15 protein-coding genes and 1 pseudogene are annotated in these 17,439 nt (G+C 58.6%); 10 read left to right on the top strand and 6 right to left on the bottom strand.

Annotated features, from left to right (window positions below):
- Positions 1 to 370: 370 nt before the first annotated feature.
- Positions 371 to 559, top strand: coding sequence for a hypothetical protein (locus AC1DF8_RS22645; RefSeq protein WP_112970307.1), 189 nt, complete (start codon positions 371 to 373; stop codon positions 557 to 559).
- A gap of 445 nt (positions 560 to 1,004) precedes the next feature.
- On the opposite strand, the gene AC1DF8_RS22650 is transcribed toward AC1DF8_RS22645, so the two are convergent.
- Together AC1DF8_RS22650 and AC1DF8_RS22655 are read right to left on the bottom strand one after the other, a co-directional pair.
- On the bottom strand, positions 1,005 to 1,634 hold the full coding sequence (locus AC1DF8_RS22650) for a glutathione S-transferase family protein (protein ID WP_478155106.1): 630 nt from the start codon (positions 1,632 to 1,634) through the stop codon (positions 1,005 to 1,007).
- Positions 1,635 to 1,740: 106 nt separating this feature from the next.
- A complete protein-coding gene (locus tag AC1DF8_RS22655) occupies positions 1,741 to 2,157 on the bottom strand; it encodes a DUF2000 domain-containing protein (RefSeq protein ID WP_112970308.1) in 417 nt (138 codons plus the stop codon).
- A 132-nt stretch (positions 2,158 to 2,289) separates the two neighbouring features.
- Between AC1DF8_RS22655 and AC1DF8_RS22660 the strand changes: the two are divergent.
- From AC1DF8_RS22660 to AC1DF8_RS22695, 8 genes and pseudogenes are all read left to right on the top strand, one after another.
- Positions 2,290 to 2,756: pseudogene (locus tag AC1DF8_RS22660) on the top strand (Lrp/AsnC family transcriptional regulator).
- Positions 2,757 to 3,127: 371 nt separating this feature from the next.
- Complete coding sequence (locus AC1DF8_RS22665; RefSeq protein ID WP_113114308.1) at positions 3,128 to 4,822, top strand: ABC transporter substrate-binding protein; 1,695 nt, start codon at positions 3,128 to 3,130, stop codon at positions 4,820 to 4,822.
- A 19-nt stretch (positions 4,823 to 4,841) separates the two neighbouring features.
- Complete coding sequence (locus AC1DF8_RS22670) at positions 4,842 to 5,822, top strand: ABC transporter permease (RefSeq protein ID WP_112970310.1); 981 nt, start codon at positions 4,842 to 4,844, stop codon at positions 5,820 to 5,822.
- Positions 5,822 to 6,724: an ABC transporter permease gene (locus tag AC1DF8_RS22675; RefSeq protein WP_183886315.1), complete on the top strand. Its 903-nt coding sequence runs from the start codon at positions 5,822 to 5,824 to the stop codon at positions 6,722 to 6,724. Before AC1DF8_RS22670 ends, AC1DF8_RS22675 begins: the two co-directional genes overlap by 1 nt.
- Complete coding sequence (locus tag AC1DF8_RS22680) at positions 6,721 to 7,536, top strand: ABC transporter ATP-binding protein (RefSeq protein WP_478155109.1); 816 nt, start codon at positions 6,721 to 6,723, stop codon at positions 7,534 to 7,536. Before AC1DF8_RS22675 ends, AC1DF8_RS22680 begins: the two co-directional genes overlap by 4 nt.
- Positions 7,533 to 8,459 carry an ABC transporter ATP-binding protein gene (locus AC1DF8_RS22685; protein ID WP_478155111.1) on the top strand — a complete coding sequence of 309 codons (927 nt, stop codon included), beginning with the start codon at positions 7,533 to 7,535 and terminating at the stop codon, positions 8,457 to 8,459. Before AC1DF8_RS22680 ends, AC1DF8_RS22685 begins: the two co-directional genes overlap by 4 nt.
- A gap of 14 nt (positions 8,460 to 8,473) precedes the next feature.
- Positions 8,474 to 8,944, top strand: coding sequence for a GNAT family N-acetyltransferase (locus AC1DF8_RS22690; protein WP_478155113.1), 471 nt, complete (start codon positions 8,474 to 8,476; stop codon positions 8,942 to 8,944).
- Positions 8,945 to 8,974: 30 nt separating this feature from the next.
- Positions 8,975 to 10,996, top strand: a complete 2,022-nt coding sequence (locus tag AC1DF8_RS22695) for a beta-N-acetylhexosaminidase (RefSeq protein WP_478155115.1) — start codon at positions 8,975 to 8,977, stop codon at positions 10,994 to 10,996.
- A gap of 52 nt (positions 10,997 to 11,048) precedes the next feature.
- On the opposite strand, the gene AC1DF8_RS22700 is transcribed toward AC1DF8_RS22695, so the two are convergent.
- The gene (locus AC1DF8_RS22700; protein WP_478155117.1) at positions 11,049 to 12,251 is read right to left on the bottom strand and encodes an ROK family transcriptional regulator; all 1,203 of its coding nucleotides are present in this window, start codon (positions 12,249 to 12,251) and stop codon (positions 11,049 to 11,051) included.
- A gap of 298 nt (positions 12,252 to 12,549) precedes the next feature.
- Here AC1DF8_RS22700 and AC1DF8_RS22705 point away from each other — a divergent pair, with 298 nt between their 5' ends.
- Positions 12,550 to 13,464, top strand: a complete 915-nt coding sequence (locus AC1DF8_RS22705; RefSeq protein ID WP_183850559.1) for a DMT family transporter — start codon at positions 12,550 to 12,552, stop codon at positions 13,462 to 13,464.
- On the opposite strand, the gene AC1DF8_RS22710 is transcribed toward AC1DF8_RS22705, so the two are convergent.
- From AC1DF8_RS22710 to AC1DF8_RS22720, 3 genes are read right to left on the bottom strand one after another with little or no spacing between them, the layout of a single operon-like run.
- Positions 13,461 to 14,609: a glycosyltransferase family 2 protein gene (locus AC1DF8_RS22710; RefSeq protein ID WP_183850350.1), complete on the bottom strand. Its 1,149-nt coding sequence runs from the start codon at positions 14,607 to 14,609 to the stop codon at positions 13,461 to 13,463. The genes AC1DF8_RS22705 and AC1DF8_RS22710 overlap by 4 nt on opposite strands.
- Before the next feature lie 10 nt (positions 14,610 to 14,619).
- Positions 14,620 to 16,362 (bottom strand): ABC transporter ATP-binding protein, encoded by a 1,743-nt coding sequence (locus AC1DF8_RS22715; protein WP_478155120.1) that lies wholly within the window; start codon positions 16,360 to 16,362, stop codon positions 14,620 to 14,622.
- Positions 16,359 to 17,438, bottom strand: a complete 1,080-nt coding sequence (locus tag AC1DF8_RS22720) for a glycosyltransferase family 2 protein (protein WP_478155121.1) — start codon at positions 17,436 to 17,438, stop codon at positions 16,359 to 16,361. The genes AC1DF8_RS22715 and AC1DF8_RS22720 overlap by 4 nt, the downstream gene beginning before the upstream one ends.
- Between the last annotated feature and the right edge of the window lies 1 nt (position 17,439).

Consider the following 17,439-nt stretch of genomic DNA (forward strand, 5'->3'; position numbering starts at 1 on the left):
CTCATCAGCCTGAAGCATATCCCCGCCCTGCATCGTTCGCGACAATGCAGCATGCGCCGAAATCTCAGTCGTCATCCATCTCTCCTCGTTTGACACGAGGGGTCAGTTCTACGTTTCGTTAGGGGGTCAATTTCTCATTTCGCCCGACAATTCCGAGGGTCGAATCCTCTCTCTGTCCGGAACTTTCGAAGTTCGTGCTGGTTGGACTGAACATAAAGAGCGTCAATCGCAAGACGGTGTCCGGCAAAATGGGTGTTCATTGTGGCTTTTTCGCCCTGGCGTTGGCGATACCAATCCGCGCTCATGCGCGAAAAACTGCCCCGGGATACCTGGCCAGACACACGATTGATCGGATGCAATGAGGCCGGTTATGACCAAACTCGACAAGCAACATCGCGAACATTTGGAAACACCTCCAGACGCCCCGGAAAACAAGGTCGGGCGCGGCCCGCCTATCAAGGGGTCGAGCGAGCAGGATGCCATAAGGCCGGGCATCAACGATCCCCGCCTGATGCCGATTGGCAAGCCAGGCATTCGCGTTCGCGAAGGGAAGCGATGACCTGCCTGCAGATCAACGCAGGTTGGGCGAACCGGGAGTGACACCGATGTGGACTTTGCGGCAAGTACCGTTGGCCAGGCAGCCGATGCATCGCCTTTCCTGTAAGCCATTCTTGTTTGGGCTTGCCTTCGGGCTTTTCATCGCCGCTCCCCATACTGCCATGAGCCAAGCCGGCAGCAAGGAGCAGCAACCGGGATGTCAGGCCGATAACCCGTCGTCAGTCGAGACCGATCGGCAGACGGAGAATGAGGGATCGGAAAGCAAGATATCTCGCTGCAAAGGCGTATTGACGCCTCCGCCGACGGGCGATCGCGGGATGGTTGAACCGGCCCCTCCAACCGGGGACATGCCGGTCATTCGACCGGGCGACACACCCCAACAGGCACCTGCGCCCAAACAACAATAGGCGAGACAGCGCCACTTGGCGTTGTCGGATGCCCGATATCTACGGGAACATGTCGTACCCGCCGCGGCGGAAGGACGGTCGTTCCTTGAGGCGCTCGAAATAGGCTGTAACCGCCGGTAACCTGGGTCGTTCGATGGGCGTGTGAAACCATCTGTTGACCGAAAGGCCGATCAGGATGTCGGCCAGCGTGAATTCGTCTCCCGCTACGAAAGGTGCCGTCGTCGCGAGGGTGTTCTCCAGGATTTCCATCTTGCGATTCCAGTTCCTGGCGCTGTCGGCAATGACGGAGGGGTCGGAATAGGCGAGGTCCTTGCGCACAAGGCCCTGGAATGCACCGCGCCAGGCACTGTTGAGCTCCGTTGCTTGCCAATCCATCCATCGTTCGACGAGCGCCCGTCTCCATGGGGAGGGTGGCAGGAGATCGTCGCGGCCATACCTGGACGCAAGATAACGGCAGATCGTATTGGACTCCCACAGGATGCCGTCATCGCTATCGATGACCGGCACGAGACCATTCGGATTAAGCGCAAGGAATTCCGGTGTGCTGGTCGAGGCAAATCCCGTTCCCCAATCTTCCTGCACATAGTCGATGCCGATCTCTTCGCAGGTCCACAGCACCTTACGAACATTGATGGATGATTGCCTGCCAAGAACTCGAAGGGCGCCCATGATCCACTCCTAACCGGTGGGCCTTGGTTATCGAATGAAATCTTGCTTTGCACCACCAAACATGTCGCGGCGACAACAAAACCTGCACTTGTGTATGCCCGGCAATTTACCGCAGCAATTTCAGGGAGCCGGTCAGCGACCTTACCCATTTAGCCGGTCCGGCAAGACCCAGTCCATCGATCTCCTCATCGCTCAAGTCCCTGTTCGGGAACTGACGCTGGTAGTCAGTATAGTCGTGCAGTGACCGGGCAAAACCAGGAAACGGTACGATGGCGTGTTCCTCCGGCTGGTTCAGCGCCTTCAACAGGATCTGTCGGATCGTCTCGCCATCGGCCTGCAGGATCGGCACCGGTCGATTGGAGACGATATCGGTGGCCCTGCCAGCACGGTCGCTGAGCCTCTCGGCGCCAAGGAGCGGCATTTTGGCGCCTACGCCAATGCCGATGGCGCTGACTGTATTTGCAATGAGAGCGGACGGGAGTTTGGGGTCGACGACAATGGCAATGCGGATATCGGAGAGCATCTGAAAGACCTGAGATTACGATGGCGACAGCCTAAGTGATCGCAGCAGAACAATCCTGTCTGATATTGCTGTCCTTGGCCGATACTTGGTAGGATCGACCTGCTTTGTGCAATTTGTAGGTAGATGCTTCCCATGACGACATTTGAGCCGGTTGAACTGAAAATCCTTTCGAGCCTGCAGGCCGAGGGACGACTGACAAATCAGGAATTGTCCGAGCGTGTCGGCATGTCCACATCCCCTTGCTGGCGAAAGGTGCGGCAGCTTGAAGAGACAGGTGTGATCCGGGGTTACAAGGCCGATCTCAACCGGCGCAAACTCGGGCTCGGCGTCCTTGCCTTCATCCGAGTGAAGATAGATGGTCACAACGAGGCAGAGGCGGACGCCTTTGCCGCCGAGGTTGCACGGCTACAGGAAGTCGTCGCTTGTTATAGCATTGCCGGAGATTCGGATTTTCTATTGCAGGTCGTCTCGGCTGATCTCGATTCCTATGCCGATTTCGCCATGTCGGTCGTGCGCCGCCTGCCGCGCCCAAGGAAATGCAGACCACGTTTGTTCTCAAGGAAATCAAACCGTTCGAAGGTTTTCCGGTAGGATTTTAAGAAGCTGATCCGAACTGATGATCGGTGGAATAGCCGTCCAGCGGGTGCTGGACGGCTAGAGGGTACTGAAAAGCGGGCCGTCATGGCTTCAATATAGCTGGATCAAATAATCACATTTCAACAGATCCAGAATGATCGGTGACGCTTGCGCGAGACTTTTCGCGACGCACAATAAGTATGACAATTTGATTTGTCAGGCCGTGCCACAGTTGTTGAGCCGTTTGCCGCGATGTGTATTAGCACAGAAGAATTCAGTTTCCAGGAAGCCGAAATTTTTAGTTTCCACCCGATTGACCGGATCGGAAACCTTGCGTTAGCTTGATTAAATCAATTTGATTGAATCAAAAAATAACAACTAAGGGAACGAAAAAATGGGACTGGATAAGAGCGTAATCCGCAGTGTTTCTGCGCGCGCCGCCTGGGCCGCGGCCACCGCCCTGACGGTGGTGATGACCTTTGGTATATCGGCTGCTTCGGCTGCCGAATCCGTGCTGACGATGCATATCGAAGAGCAGTCGAGCTGGGTGCAAAACTTCAATCCGTTCGATCTTGCCGGTCGTCGGCAGAGCACCATGGATTTCATCTATGAGCCGCTGGTCATCTTCAACGCGCAGGATGGCGGCAAGCCGGTCTGGCGCTTGGCGACAAGCTACAAGTTTTCCGACGATATGATGTCGATCACCTATGAATTGCGGCCCGGCGCGAAATGGTCTGATGGACAGCCGCTGACCTCAGCTGACGTCAAGTACACAATCGATCTGATGCTGAAGAATGCCGCGCTCGACACGGTTGGTGTCGGCGAGACCGTTGCATCCGTCGAGGCGCCGTCGCCGACGGAGGTGACGATCAAGCTCAAGGCCGTCAATTCCGACTTCCCGGAATCGCTTGCCGATCTTGCCGTCGTTCCCCAACATGTCTGGAAGGATGTTTCAGATCCGGTTGCTTTCAAGAATGAGAAGCCGATCGGTTCCGGTCCGATGACGGAAGTGCGCCGGTTCACGCCGCAGGTTTATGAACAGTGCCGTAACCCGGACTACTGGGATGCCGCTTCGTTGCATGTCGATTGCCTGCGACTGCCGCAGATTTCCGGCAACGACCAGATGCTCGCGATCCTGCCGGAAGGCAATATGGATTGGATCGGCTCTTTCATCCCCGAGATCGACAAGACCTTCGTGGCGCTCGACGCCGATCACAACGGCTACTGGCAGCCACCGGCTGAAACCGTCGCCTTCCAGATGAACTTCAAGAGCAAGGACGAGGGCAATCTGGAAGCCTACAAGGATCTGAACTTCCGTCACGCCTTCAGCCTCGCCATGGACCGCAAGTCGATGGTCGACATTGCCGGCTTCGGCTATCCCGCCGTCAACGAACATGCCTCCGGCCTGCCGCCCCGCTTTGAAGGCTGGCGCAACAAGGCTGCCGAAGGCGACAAGGATGCCTTCATGGGTTTTGATACCGAGAAGGCCAGCAAGATCCTCGACGACGCAGGCTACAAGAAGGGTTCGGACGGCTTTCGTACGACGCCGAGCGGCAAGCCGATCAATTTCCCGATCATCGTTCCCAATGGCTGGACAGACTGGATCGATGCCGTGCAGATCGCCGTCGAAGGCCTGCGCGCAGCCGGCATCAATGCTTCGGTCACGACACCGGAATACGAACAGTGGCGCAAGCAGATTCTCGACGGTAGTTTCGAGGTCGTTATGAACTCGCGTGCCGATGGGGCGACTCCATTCCGCGGCTATTACCAAAGCCTGTCGACGGCTTATGCCGGCCGCGTCACAGGTGCTCCCTCGCGCTATTCCAACCCGAAACTCGACGCGCTCTTCGATCAATATCTGAAGGCGACGTCCGATGATGATCACAAGAAGATCTTCAACGACATTCAGCTGCTGGTGGCCGAAGATTTCCCCGTCGTGCCTGTCTTCAATGGCCCGACCTGGTATCAGTTCTCCAGCAAGCGCTTTACCGGCTGGGTAACCGACAAGGACCCGGTCATGAACCCGGAAGATCACGATAACAACCGGATGCGCCTCATGCATCTGCTCCGCCTGAAGCCGGTCCAATAAGACCGGCGAGGCAAGGGACATGCGTGTTTCCGGACGGCGCCTTGGCGTCTATGCAGTCGCCCTGGCGTTCGCCATCGTGATGAACTTCATACTTCCCCGGCTTATGCCGGGGACGCCCGTCGATGCCATGGTCGCGCAGCTCGGCCCGCGGGCGACACCTGCAGCCGTCGAGGCGATCAAGGCACGCTTCGGCGCAGTCGATCAGCCGGTGCTCCTGCAATTCGTCGACTATTTGAAGGGACTTGCAACCTTCGATCTCGGCGTCTCGGTCAAATATTACCCTCAGACGGTTGTCCAGGTCCTCAGCCGCTCGACAATCTGGACGATTTTCCTTGTCGTCACCGCCATCATTTTTTCGCTCAGCGTCGGCGTGGTTCTGGGTGCAATTTCCGCCTGGCGGCGCGGCGGACGTTTCGACACGATCGTCTCTCCGCTCGCGGTCGTGATGATTTCGGTGCCGCCTGTCATCGTGGGTCTGACGACGCTCTTCTTGTTCGGTGTGTCGCTGCGGTGGCTACCCGTCGGCTACGCCTATGATCCGAACCTCGATCCCGGGTTCAACTTCACTTTCGCCGGCAGCGTCTTCATCCACGCCATCATGCCGGTGCTGACGCTGTCGCCGTTCCTGATCGGGGAGTTTCAGACGACAATGCGCTCGTCGATGATCTCGGTGCTTGGGGAGGATTACGTCACAATGGGCCGGGCAAAGGGCCTCAGCCATCTGAGCGTCATGTTCGGCTATGGCGCGCGCAATGCCATGCTTCCGGTCCTGACGAACCTCGCGCTGATGCTCGGCGCCGTCTTCGGTGGCTCGATCGTCACCGAAATCGTCTTCAACTATCCGGGGCTCGGCTTGACGCTCTATACCGCAAGCATCGCTCGCGACTATCCGGTCATCCAGGGCCAGCTCCTGCTGATGACGCTCGCAACGCTCGGAGCGAATTTCCTCGTCGATATCATCTACGGGTTCATCGACCCCAGGTTGCGGGATGCCGTGTAATGGGGTTCACGCTCAGATCCATTCTTCGTCAGAAGAAGGCCGTCGCCGGCCTGATCATCGTCGTCGGCCTCTGGCTGATGGCATTGCTTGCCCCCGTCATCGCCCCTGGCGAGCCGGGCGCACGTGTCGGCCGTTCCCACCAGCCACCCTCCATCGAGCATGTGCTTGGTACGACGAAAATGGGCCGCGACGTCTATCGCCAGTTCGTCTGGGGTGCCCGCAGTTCGCTGTCGGTCGGTTTTGCAACGGGCATTGCCATCACCGTCATCGGCACCGCGATCGGCCTCGTCGCCGGTTACGCCGGAGGCAAGACGGACGCGGCGCTGGATCTTGCGACAAACGCAGTTCTAGTCGTTCCAAACATGCCGCTTCTGATCCTGCTTGCCTCCTTTGCCGGCACGGTCGGGCCGATGACGATCATGACCATCATCGCGCTGACCTCCTGGCCATGGGGCGCGCGCATGACGCGCTCTCAGACCATGGCGCTGCGCAACCGCGATTTTGTCACCGCATCGAAAATGATCGGCGAACCGGCATGGCGTATCATCTTCGTCGAGATCCTGCCGAACCTGACGCCGCTGATCGGCATCAACCTCGTCGGCAGCATCATCTACGCGATCGTCGCACAGACGACGCTCGAATATCTCGGCTTCGGCGATCCACTGAAAGTTTCCTGGGGCACGATGCTCTATAATGCCCAGAATGCATCGGCGATCATGGTCGGCGCGTGGTGGGACGTCGGCGTGCCGGCCATCGGCATCGCGCTGACCGGCCTCGGCCTTGCGCTGCTTAACTTTACCTTCGACGAGATCGCCAATCCGCAGCTTCGCTCCGGTCCGGCACTGACGCGCTGGTTCCGGCTCACCCGTGCCCGCAACCGTGAACTGGAGGCACGCCGATGAGCGGCAATCTCCTGGAAATCGAAAAGCTCAATGTCGACTACCTGCTCGACAGGGGAGAGTTCCGCGCCGTCAAGGATGTCTCCTTCAATATCGGCAAGGGCGAGATCTTCGGGCTTGCCGGCGAATCCGGCTGCGGCAAGAGCACAATCGCCTATGCCATCACGCGACTGTCCAAGGCCCCGGCCTGGATCAGCGGCGGCAGCATCCGCATGGATGGGCAGGATCTCCTGAAGATGCCCGAGCGCGATCTGCAGAAGATCCGCTGGAAGCGCATCGGCATGGTCTTTCAGAGCGCGATGAACTCACTCAATCCGCTAATGCGGGTCGAAGCGCAGTTTCATGATGTGCTTCACAGGCACACCGGCTGCTCTCGTCAGGAGTCGCGGGCGCGCGGAGAGGAGATGTTCCGGCTCGTGGGCATACCGTCGCAGCGCATCAGCGACTATCCGCATCAGTTTTCGGGCGGTATGCGACAGCGCATTGTCATCGCCATTTGCCTGGCGCTGAGGCCCGAGCTCATCATCATGGACGAGCCGACAACGGCGCTCGATGTCGTCGTGCAGCGCGAAATCCTCGAACAGGTCGTCGACCTGCAGCGAGCTTACGGGTTTTCGGTGCTGTTCATCACCCATGACCTGCATCTGATGGCGCAACTCTGCCAGCGCATTGGCGTCATGCTGAAGGGCGAGCTCGTTGAGGTCGGAGATGTCAGCCAGGTCAGTCAGGCGCCGTTGCATGATTATACGCGCAAGCTCTGGAACGCCATTCCCAAGCTTCCGAGCACGCCCCATCTTTCAGGAGCACTGGCATGAAGCCCGAGACACATCCGTCCGCGGCCGCACCCGTCATACGGATCGAAGAGATCAGGCGACAATTCGGGCCGGTGCATGCACTGAAAGGCGTTTCCTTCTCGCTCCATCCCGGCCGCGCACTGGCGCTTGTCGGCGAGTCCGGCTGCGGCAAGACGACCTGTGCCCGTATCATCGCGCGTCTCGACCGGCCGACCGGCGGCAAGCTATTCTTTCGCGAGCAGGATCTGACCGCGCAGGGGACGGCGAGGGATGAACGTCTCTATCGCAAGGACGTTCAGATGGTCTTCCAGGATCCGTTCTCGTCACTCAACCCCGCCTTCACGGTCAGTCATCATCTTTCCCGGCCACTGCAACTTCATAGCCAGGACACGTCGCGGATAGCTCTTGAGGATGGCATTACGGAATTGCTGACAAGCGTCGGTTTGGACCCGGCCGTGTCGAAGCAGAAATTCCCGCATGAGCTTTCCGGCGGCCAGCGGCAACGCGTCAACATTGCCCGGGCTCTTGCGGTCGCGCCGAGCGTGCTGGTTGCAGACGAGCCGACGTCGATGCTCGATGTTTCCATCCGCAAGGACATTCTCGATCTGCTTGCCCGGGTGAAGAGGGAGAACGAACTGGCGATGCTCTATATTACCCATGACATCGCAACGGCGGCGCATGTGGCCGAAGAGATCGTCGTGATGTTTGCCGGTCAAATGGTCGAATGGGGTGATACAGAAACAGTGCTCTCCAAACCCCGCCATCCCTATACCCAGCTCCTGCTATCGGCGGTGCCCGATGGCGGACGCCCTTTCGTGACCGGCGGCAGTGCACGCTTCCTCGAGCAGGCAGAGCGCGTCCGTTCGCTCAGCCGTCCGGAATCCACGGTGATCGAACAGATCGGCCCCAATCATTTCATGCGCGCACTCGGCGCCCAAAGCTAACAGGACATACGCCAATGGATTATCTCGTGAACCTGTCCACTCTTCCGCAGGACACAAAATCACCCGACGCGATGGCAAAAGCGGGCGTCACTATCCGCCGGGCACTGCCGCCTGAACTGAAGCTGATTGTCCGCTGGATCGGCGAGCATTTCGGCGACGCGTGGGCAAGCGAGGCAACGGTTGCGATGACACGCCAGCCGCCGACCTGCTTCATCGCTACGCGCGAAGGCAGGCTCGTCGGCTTTGCCTGCCACGAGGCGACCGCTCCCGATTTCTTCGGGCCGACCGGTGTCGATGAAAGCATGCGGGCGCTCGGCGTCGGCAGGGCGCTGCTCTTTGCCAGCCTCAACGACCTGAAGACCATGGGCTATGGTTATGCGATCATCGGCGATGTCGGCCCATCCGCCTTTTACGAGAAAGCCGTCGGCGCCACTCCCATCCCCGATTCCGCTCCCGGCATCTATGCCGGCATGCTCAAGAGCTGATCACGACAATCCGAACAGAAAGAAGCAATCATGTCCAAACCGCGACATCCGGCCTTGCGGCTCGAAACCCTCTGGAATCCACCAGCCGACGGCAAGGATTTCTCCTATGTCCTGCAGCTCAAGAATCTGGCCGCCGAGCCACTCTCGGGCTTCTCGCTCTGCGTCAGTGGCCCAGGACGGGTCGATCCCGCTGGACGTGTGGAGGGGGCAACCGTTTTAAAAAGGCTGTCGAACTTCACCGAATTCCAGCCGCCGGAAGGTTTCGTTCTCGGCAAGGGCGAGACCTGGACGATATCAGTCCACGCCCTGAGCTGGCAGTTTCGCCATTGGACGGATGGTGCAACCAGCGCCTATCTTGCTTTTGCCGACGGTAGCACTGTTTCGCTCGGGATCGAACCTACGCGGTCATCTGCCAGCAATGCGCCCCTGAAGCGTGGCGCGGAGATTTTCCCCGTGCCGGCGATGGCGCCGGTGCAGGTTTCGATCATTCCCTGGCCGAATCATGTGGCTGTCGCTTCACGGCGACCCTTGCCGGCAGGCTTCGCACTGCAGGCTGAAGATGCGGATGCGATAGCTGCAGCTGGTAGCTTCAAGACACTGGTCTCCCATCTCTTTGCCGTCGAAGGTATCGTCCGCTCGCCTGCGGAAGGGGCTGCAACTGTCAGCTTGAAGAAGTCTGCCGGTCTCAGTCCCGAGGCATACCGGCTGACATTCGAAGAGGAGGCGATCACCGTCGAGGCAAATGGCCAGACCGGCTTTCTCTACGGCCTCGTGACCCTCGGCCAGATCTGGCGGGGTGCGCGCCTGCATCCACAGACTTTCCAGTTCCCGGCTTCAGGCGAAATTGTCGATGAACCATCGATGGCCTGGCGCGGTTTGCATCTGGATGTTGCTCGTCAGTTCTACGGCGAGGCGGAGATCAAGAAACTGATGGCGGTACTCGCCTGGAACAAACTCAACCGCTTCCACTGGCACCTCTCCGATGACGAGGCCTGGCGCGTGGAGATCGACGCATATCCGGCATTGACCGAGATCGGTGCGTGGCGTGGCCACGGTCTTGCCCTGCCGCCGCTGCTCGGCTCCAGCCCGGCCCGTACAGGCGGCTATTACACCAAGGACGCCATCCGCGAGATCGTCGCTTACGCCCAGGGGTTCGGCATCGAAATCGTACCGGAGATCGATATACCCGGCCACTGCTACGCAATGCTGCAGGCGATACCGGAGCTGCGAGATCCGCAGGAGGCCGGTAGCTACTATTCCGTTCAGGGCTTCCCCGATAATTGCATCAACCCCGCTCGTGAAAAGACCTATGAGGTGATCGAAACGATCTTCTCGGAACTCATCGAGCTGTTCCCCTTCAAGACCATCCACATCGGTGCCGACGAAGTGCCGCTCGGCGCTTGGTCAGGCTCACCGGAGGCGCTCACAAATCTGCGTTCGCTCGCCGGTGACGAGGTTGCCGATGCGCATGCGAAGCGCCTGAATGTCATTACCAATACTCATGGTGCCGACGATATCCATGGTTCTGGTGCTGCCTACCTTCAGGCCGAGTTTCTTGAGCGGGTTCAGCGCTTCCTTGCCTCCAAGGGATGCATCACCGGCGGTTGGGAAGAAGCGGCGCATGGCGATGTCATTGACAAATCGAAGAGCTATCTTTGCAGCTGGCGCAATGTTGAAGTCGCCGCCGAGCTTGCCAATCGCGGTTATGAGATCGTCGTCTGCCCTGGGCAGGTCTATTATCTGGACATGGCGCTGCGGCCGGATTGGGACGAGCCGGGTGCGAGCTGGGCCGGCACCTCGGATGCCGAAAAGATCTATACGTTCGATCCGGTGGGCGGCTGGACTGAAACTCAGAAGCAGAAGCTTCGCGGTATCCAGGCCTGCATCTGGTCCGAGCCGATGACGGATCGTGCCGTCTTTGACCGGCTCGTCTTCCCGCGCCTTTCGGCACTTGCCGAAACGGGCTGGACGAAGCCGTCTGCGAAATCCTGGGAACGGTTCAAGGCACTCGCAGGGCTGATGCCACTGCTCTACGGGCTGCAGCAGTCCTGATCAATTGATGAGACGGCGACGGCTGATCTTCACCTCTCGGTCGAGGAGGAGATCAGCCGACCGGCTTCTGCAACACGTCGAAGCGCGGATTGGTCTCCGAGAAGATCGGCAGGGCGGCCGCTCCGAGGATCGCTGTATCCTTGCCGGTCATGCCGATCATGACACGCGGAATGGTTCTCTCTTCAGCGGGGTCGATCGGTACGTGCAACGGCTCCAGCCGCTCGGCTAGCCGGCGCATCATCATGGTCGAGATGCTGCCGCCGAGCACAATTGTCTGCGGATCGAAGGCAAGCTCGAGGAAATCGATAGTCTGTCGCAATGGCTGCACGGCCTGATCCAACCATGTATCGAGGCCATCGCCGCTTCTGGCGATTAGCGCGTCCAGATCGTCGGGCGAAAGCTCATCCGCGTTGGTTATGCCCATAACCTCATAAGCGACGGTCGGCGAAACGTAACGGTCGAGACACCCGCGCTTGCCGCAACTGCAAAGCCGGCCGTGCGGCTCGACGATGATGTGGCCGATCTCGCCGGCATTGTGACGGCTGCCCTTGTAGAGGTGTCCATCGAGAAACATCCCGGCGCCGATGCCGCCGCCACCCGCAAGGAAGAGATAGACGAAGCTGCTGAAGCCGCGGGCGACACCATGCAGGCGTTCGCCAATAGCCGCCGCCGTCGCGTCATTCTCGACGAGCACCGGGACCTTGACGCGCCGTTCCAGTTCGTAGCCAACCGGGAAGTCCTGCCAGCCGGGCAGGTTCAGTGGGCTCAGCGAGGTGACGCCGCCATCCGCATAACGGCCGGGCAGGGCCATGCCGACACCGAGCAACCTGTTACGGTCGAAGGAGAAGGCCTGCTGCAGATCCTCGACAATAGACCCGAGGACTGGCATGGCCTGTTCGGGATCGGGATGTTCGACATGGCGCTCGATGCGTGCACACACGGCGCCGGAGAGATCAGTCAGCACACCGCTGGCGCGCTGGCGGCCAAGTTCGAGACCGATGGAATAGGCACCGTGCGGGTTGATCGAATAGGGGATGATCGGTTGGCCGCGCGCAAGCTTCTGCGCTTTGGCGGGCACGAGCAGGTGGGAACGCTGCAATTCCTCGACGATGTTCGAGACCGTCTGCGCCGTCAGCGCTGTCATGCGGGCGATTGCGGCGCGCGACAGCGGACCATTGGTGCGGATAGCCTCGATCACGACACGCCTGTTGTGTGACTTGGCCTGCTCGAGATTGGTGCCTGAAATAGCCTTCATGGTGTCTTTTATAGGAGTTGAATATCACCTTTGCCACAAGACGATCATGTGGGAAAGGGCAGAAGTGTGCAGTCTTTTCAATGTGATCGCGACGACAGTTGATGCCGATTGTTTCGTCGGCTCTTAAAGTATCACTTTAACGACGGTGTCGCAGGCGTCGATGCTGTTGACGGTGCCGGACAGGGCATCGAATTCCCCTGAATGATAAGAGATTTGTCGTGAAAATCGTCTGCCAGGATCGACGGCGCCAGGATGAAGTTCTATGGCAGGCGGAATGCCTAACCAATTGAGGCGAATCATGAATTTGAGCATCAGCCGCACCGCAGGAAACGCCGTACTCTTTGGCGTGCTTCTGATGCTTCTCGGAGATCTCCTATTTTCCTTGAATGACGCCATGGGCAAATGGCTGGTGGCGAGCTTTGCGGTCGGTCAGGTCCTGGTGATACGTTCGTTCGGTTCCTTTCTCATCCTTGCTCCCATGATTGCCAGGCAAGGACCTCGCACGTTGTTTCAGGTCGAGCGCGTGCCTCTGCAGGTCCTGCGAGTCATCCTGACGACAGGGGATGTTGCGTTATTCTATGCCGCGGTCGCCTACCTTCCGCTCGCCGACGTCATGACTTTCTACATGGCCGGGCCTATCTACGTGGCCGCTCTGTCGCATTTTTTCCTTGGCGAAACGATCGGCTGGCGCCGTTGGTTAGCCGTCATCATTGGCTTTGTCGGGGTCTTGGTAGCCCTGAGACCTTCAACGGCAATGTTATCCTGGCCCTCGATCTTCGGTCTGATCGGCAGCCTGTCCTTCGCGCTGACACTGATCCTCGGCCGTCGGTTGCGACAAACGAGCGATGCGACGCTGGTGACATGGCAGACAGTCGGCGCCCTGGTCACCGGTCTAATCCTGAGCATTGGCGACTGGCGTTCAATGTCCTCCCTCGACTTCATCGCGATGCTGGCGCTGGGTGTCGTCGCGGGCAGCGCGCATTTGATGATCACGCGCGCCCTGAAGCTCGCTCCGGCCTCCCTCCTTGCACCGCTTCAATACAGCCTGCTGCTCTGGGCAATCGTGCTGGGCTATGTTTTCTTCGGCGAATTGCCGGACAGCCAGATTCTGATTGGCTCCGTTATCATTGTTCTGGCAGGCCTCTTCATCTTCCATCGCAAGAACATCGTGGATGTCACGCCCAAAGCCGACGTTCCGCCCGATGGGCATTAGAAGTCACGCGGTCCCGTGGTGATTTCAGCGATGGGCATGTCTACGTGCTCATCACCCACACGGATTGAGCCGAGCTTGGCATCCGCCGCAGTCAGTCGCATCATATGGTGGCGTGATCGCGGGGTCTCCTCGGGGCTTTCAACCGAAAGCGAGATTTGCTCGTCGAATTTCGATTTTTTCAATTGCCGCTGACCATTCGCAATATCTGGCTTGGGAGCACGGCGTTGCTTCATTACAAGCAGGTAAGCCTGCCATGCGAAGCTGAGCATGAACCGCGGGTTTTGAAAAATCGCCCAGGCGGTCACGATGGACAGACGCAGGTGCCTTGCCCTTCTGTACTGCCGGAACGCATATTTTTGAGTAAGCGCGATAGCACTCCTGGCCGCGTATCTCGGAAGCTGCGGATTTGCGATGATCGAGCGCTTGATTACTTCCAAAACACCTCGACCCATCCGCGCGTGGTTGGACGACATATTGCCGGGATATTTCCTGTATCCCACCAGGCGTTCGGGGACGACTTCCATGCAATAACGCGCGGCAAGCCTGAGTTCGAAATCGAGGTCTTCACAGCCTCCGATATCTTCTGCAGCGTATGAGCTATCAAACCCGCCAATCTCAAGCGCAGCGTCCCGCCGGACGAGAAGCGCGCTTCCGTTCCCTACATATTTAAAATTCAGATGCCGGGCGTAGATATAGCCCCTAGCGATCTTGGAGCCGCCGAGCCCGATGATCTCATCGTCCTGATCGATGATATAATGCAGCACATAGACCGCGGCCCATCGCGGGGATAAGCGGATGAGAGCGTCTACCTGCTTCTCGATCTTCGTCGAGTGCCAGAGATCGTCGGCATCGAGGAATGCCACATATCGACCTGATGATGCATCGATTCCAGTATTTCTTGCGGCGGCGACACCATGGTTTGGTGTGGACAGGAGGCGGATCCGTGAATCCGTCATCGCTATCTGCTCAACCAGTTTTGCCGTGTCATCCGTGGAGCCGTCATCGACAACAATGATCTCCAGCGCAGCATAGGTCTGGGCCATGGCGGACCGAAGCGTGCGCTCAATATAGCGGGAAGCGTTGAAGGCTGGAATGACCACCGAAACCAACGGTTGGGTGGAGTGAAAAGCATCACCTCGGTCCATCGGCTCTTCCTTATATCCCCGCCGGGACGAGGCAGATCTGATGCTTCATCAGGCTGGCGACAGACGATCGGTGAGTGACGATGATCAGTGTCCTAGTCCGGTATTCCCCAAGCAGGAGGGAAAGCACCCGCGCTTCGGTCGCCTCATCGAGCGCATTGGTGGCTTCGTCGAGTAGCAATATTTCAGGTCGACCGGCGAGTGCGCGCGCCAGGCCAATGCGTTGCCGCTGGCCGCCAGAAAGCCTGATTGCCTCATCGCCCAGCCATTCGTCGAAGCCGGCGGGCAGTTTCTCGATGAATTCTGTGGCGCAAGCCATATCCGCCGCCCAACGGACATCCTCCTCGGAAATTTCGCGGCGGAACCGGATGTTGTCCAGAACCGTGCCTTCCATCAACTCGACGTCCTGGCCCGAGACGGAGAGCAGTCGCAACCAGCTCGGTCGCTCGATGGTTGAAAGATCCCGGCCATCGAGAGTTATGCGCCCCTCGCTCGGCTGGATGAGATCGAGCAGCATGTTGAGGATCGTTGTCTTGCCGGAGCCGCTTGGCCCCGTCAGTGCGGTTGTTTCTCCTGTTTTGATGGAGAAGCTCACATGGCTGACGGCGGGAGCGCTGCTGCCTTCATAAGAGAAGGAAACATCATGGAAAACGATCTCCTGCTGCAGATGTCTGAGCTTTTCTCCGCAGGCAACCTGCCTCGCATCATCCGCCTCGGAAATTACCGCCATAACGTTCTGCAAGGGGGCTTCCAGGGCATGCAGGCCAAGGATCTGGGAATCGAATTCCTTGATATATGGTTGAAGCCTGTAGAGGAGGATGGTCGCCGACAAGGCTGCACGGAAATCCACCGGCAGAAATTGCGAAGACAGAATGATCGTCAGGACTACGCCGAATGTCAGCGCCTCGCTCAAAAGCGAGGTTATCGCACCCATCTTGTCGGAATGGGACCAGGTTTTCCCGACATCTGTTGAAAGGGCATCGAAACTGCTTTCGTGGCGCTTTTCCAGGCCGAAGCTTTTCACTGCCTTTACGGTCTGCAATGTGGTCCAGGTTAATTGGGTCAGGTCCTCCATCGCCGAGATGGCGGCCGCGCCTGTGCGCCGATAGGTCTCGGCAAACAGGCCAAGGGTCAGATTATGGACCACACCGAAAATAAGGCCGAGCACGGCGATCGGCCATGCCATCACGAGCATCCCGGTACCGAAGATGATGATGGTCCCGAGATTGATACCCAGGCGTACCAAGCTCGCGTGAGCCGAAGCGACCGCATAGGACTCCGTTGCGATGACATTCATCAGATCGCTGCGTTCGTAGCGCTGAAAGCGTTGAAATGGGATCGTCAGGATTTTTGAATAGAGACGATGGCGGATGCTGCCGCTGATTTGATGGCTGACGGCGCTCGCGATGATCGAATTGGCGAAGCCAAGAACGATCCTGAGGATGATCGCGCAGACGAGGATGGCGACTAGCATCGATTTCGATATCGCAGCTTCAAACCCACCGAAGAATGCCGGAAGCCCAGGGATCGCAACGCCGGTTGAGGGGCTTTGCTGGCCGAGAACAAAAACGAGGCTCACCAGAAAGGTGATCCCGACCATTTCCATCAGGCCGCTCAGGATACCGATCACGACCATTACCGACGTCTTCAGCCGAAGCGACGGCACGAGTTTCAGGAGCTCACGGAATCGAGCTGCGATGACCAAATTGAAGGGTCTGGCCGACTTGGTGGATACGGAGTCTTGCTGCGTTGTCATAAGCCATTCCCGCGTGGTTTGGCTAAGACGCCGCTCTGACCAACAGCTTCCGTTTCAAAACGAGCATGGAATGAGGTGCCATTCTCGGAGAGGGCGATAACGGCCATTGTATCTGCGGCCTGCGGGGCAGGGCGCTTCCCCGTCAGGCGTCTTGCCAATCGTCGTGCCCGGCGTTTGGCTGAGTGCCAGACAAGGCTGGCCCCATGCCTAGCAAGCCTCACGGGGAACCGCCCAGCAATCATCGGCGCGAGCTTTCTGAGCTGATCGTGGTCTTTGCTGGAAAGCGCCTTATGGAAATACCATCGCGCCGTATCGAATTCCGCGGTGGCGGCGGCGGCGGCAAGATGCGGATGGCGTTTTTTTACCTCTGCCATCACCAGGGCATGTGATCTCAGCATGCGACAGGCATTGCTCGACATGTTCCCCTGAGTGAAACGGTATCCCGTCAGAAAATCAGGGACTGGGGTGAAAGGCAGCCTTTCGGCCAGCGCCAAATAAAGCTTCTGGTCTTCGCATCCTTCGGCATCCTGATCGCGCAGCGACGGATCGTAGCCACCACATGCCAGGACATCCGCACGCGGCATCAGCGGCGTGCTGCCGTTACCGATAAAATTTTCCCGTATCATGATTTCGAAGACGTCGCCCTTGTACAAAACCGGGCTCGAATGAGCGAAAATCACGCCATTCGCGTCGATGGCCGCATACCAGTTGTAGGCGACGCCGCGCCCGTCGGGAAGGCCTGCGAGCGCCCGGAGTTGCAATTCGATTTTGCGCGGATGCCAGAGATCGTCGGCATCGATGGGGGCAATGTAACTGCCGATCGCTTCGCCGATTGCCGCGTTGCGGGCGCGAGCCACACCGCCGTTTTCCTGCCTCAGGACCCTGACGCGTGAATCCTGGAGCCGATAATCGATTGCCAGTTCGTAGGTCCCATCCTGCGAGCCATCATCGACCACGAGGATTTCCAGGCTTTCGTGGGTCTGGCTCGAGACGCTTCGAAGTGTATCTACGAGCGTCCTTGCCGCGTTGTAGGCCGGAATAACAACAGTGACCAAGGGGAGGGGATCGACATTCATG

The organism is Rhizobium sp. 05N49 (genome assembly GCF_056396805.1).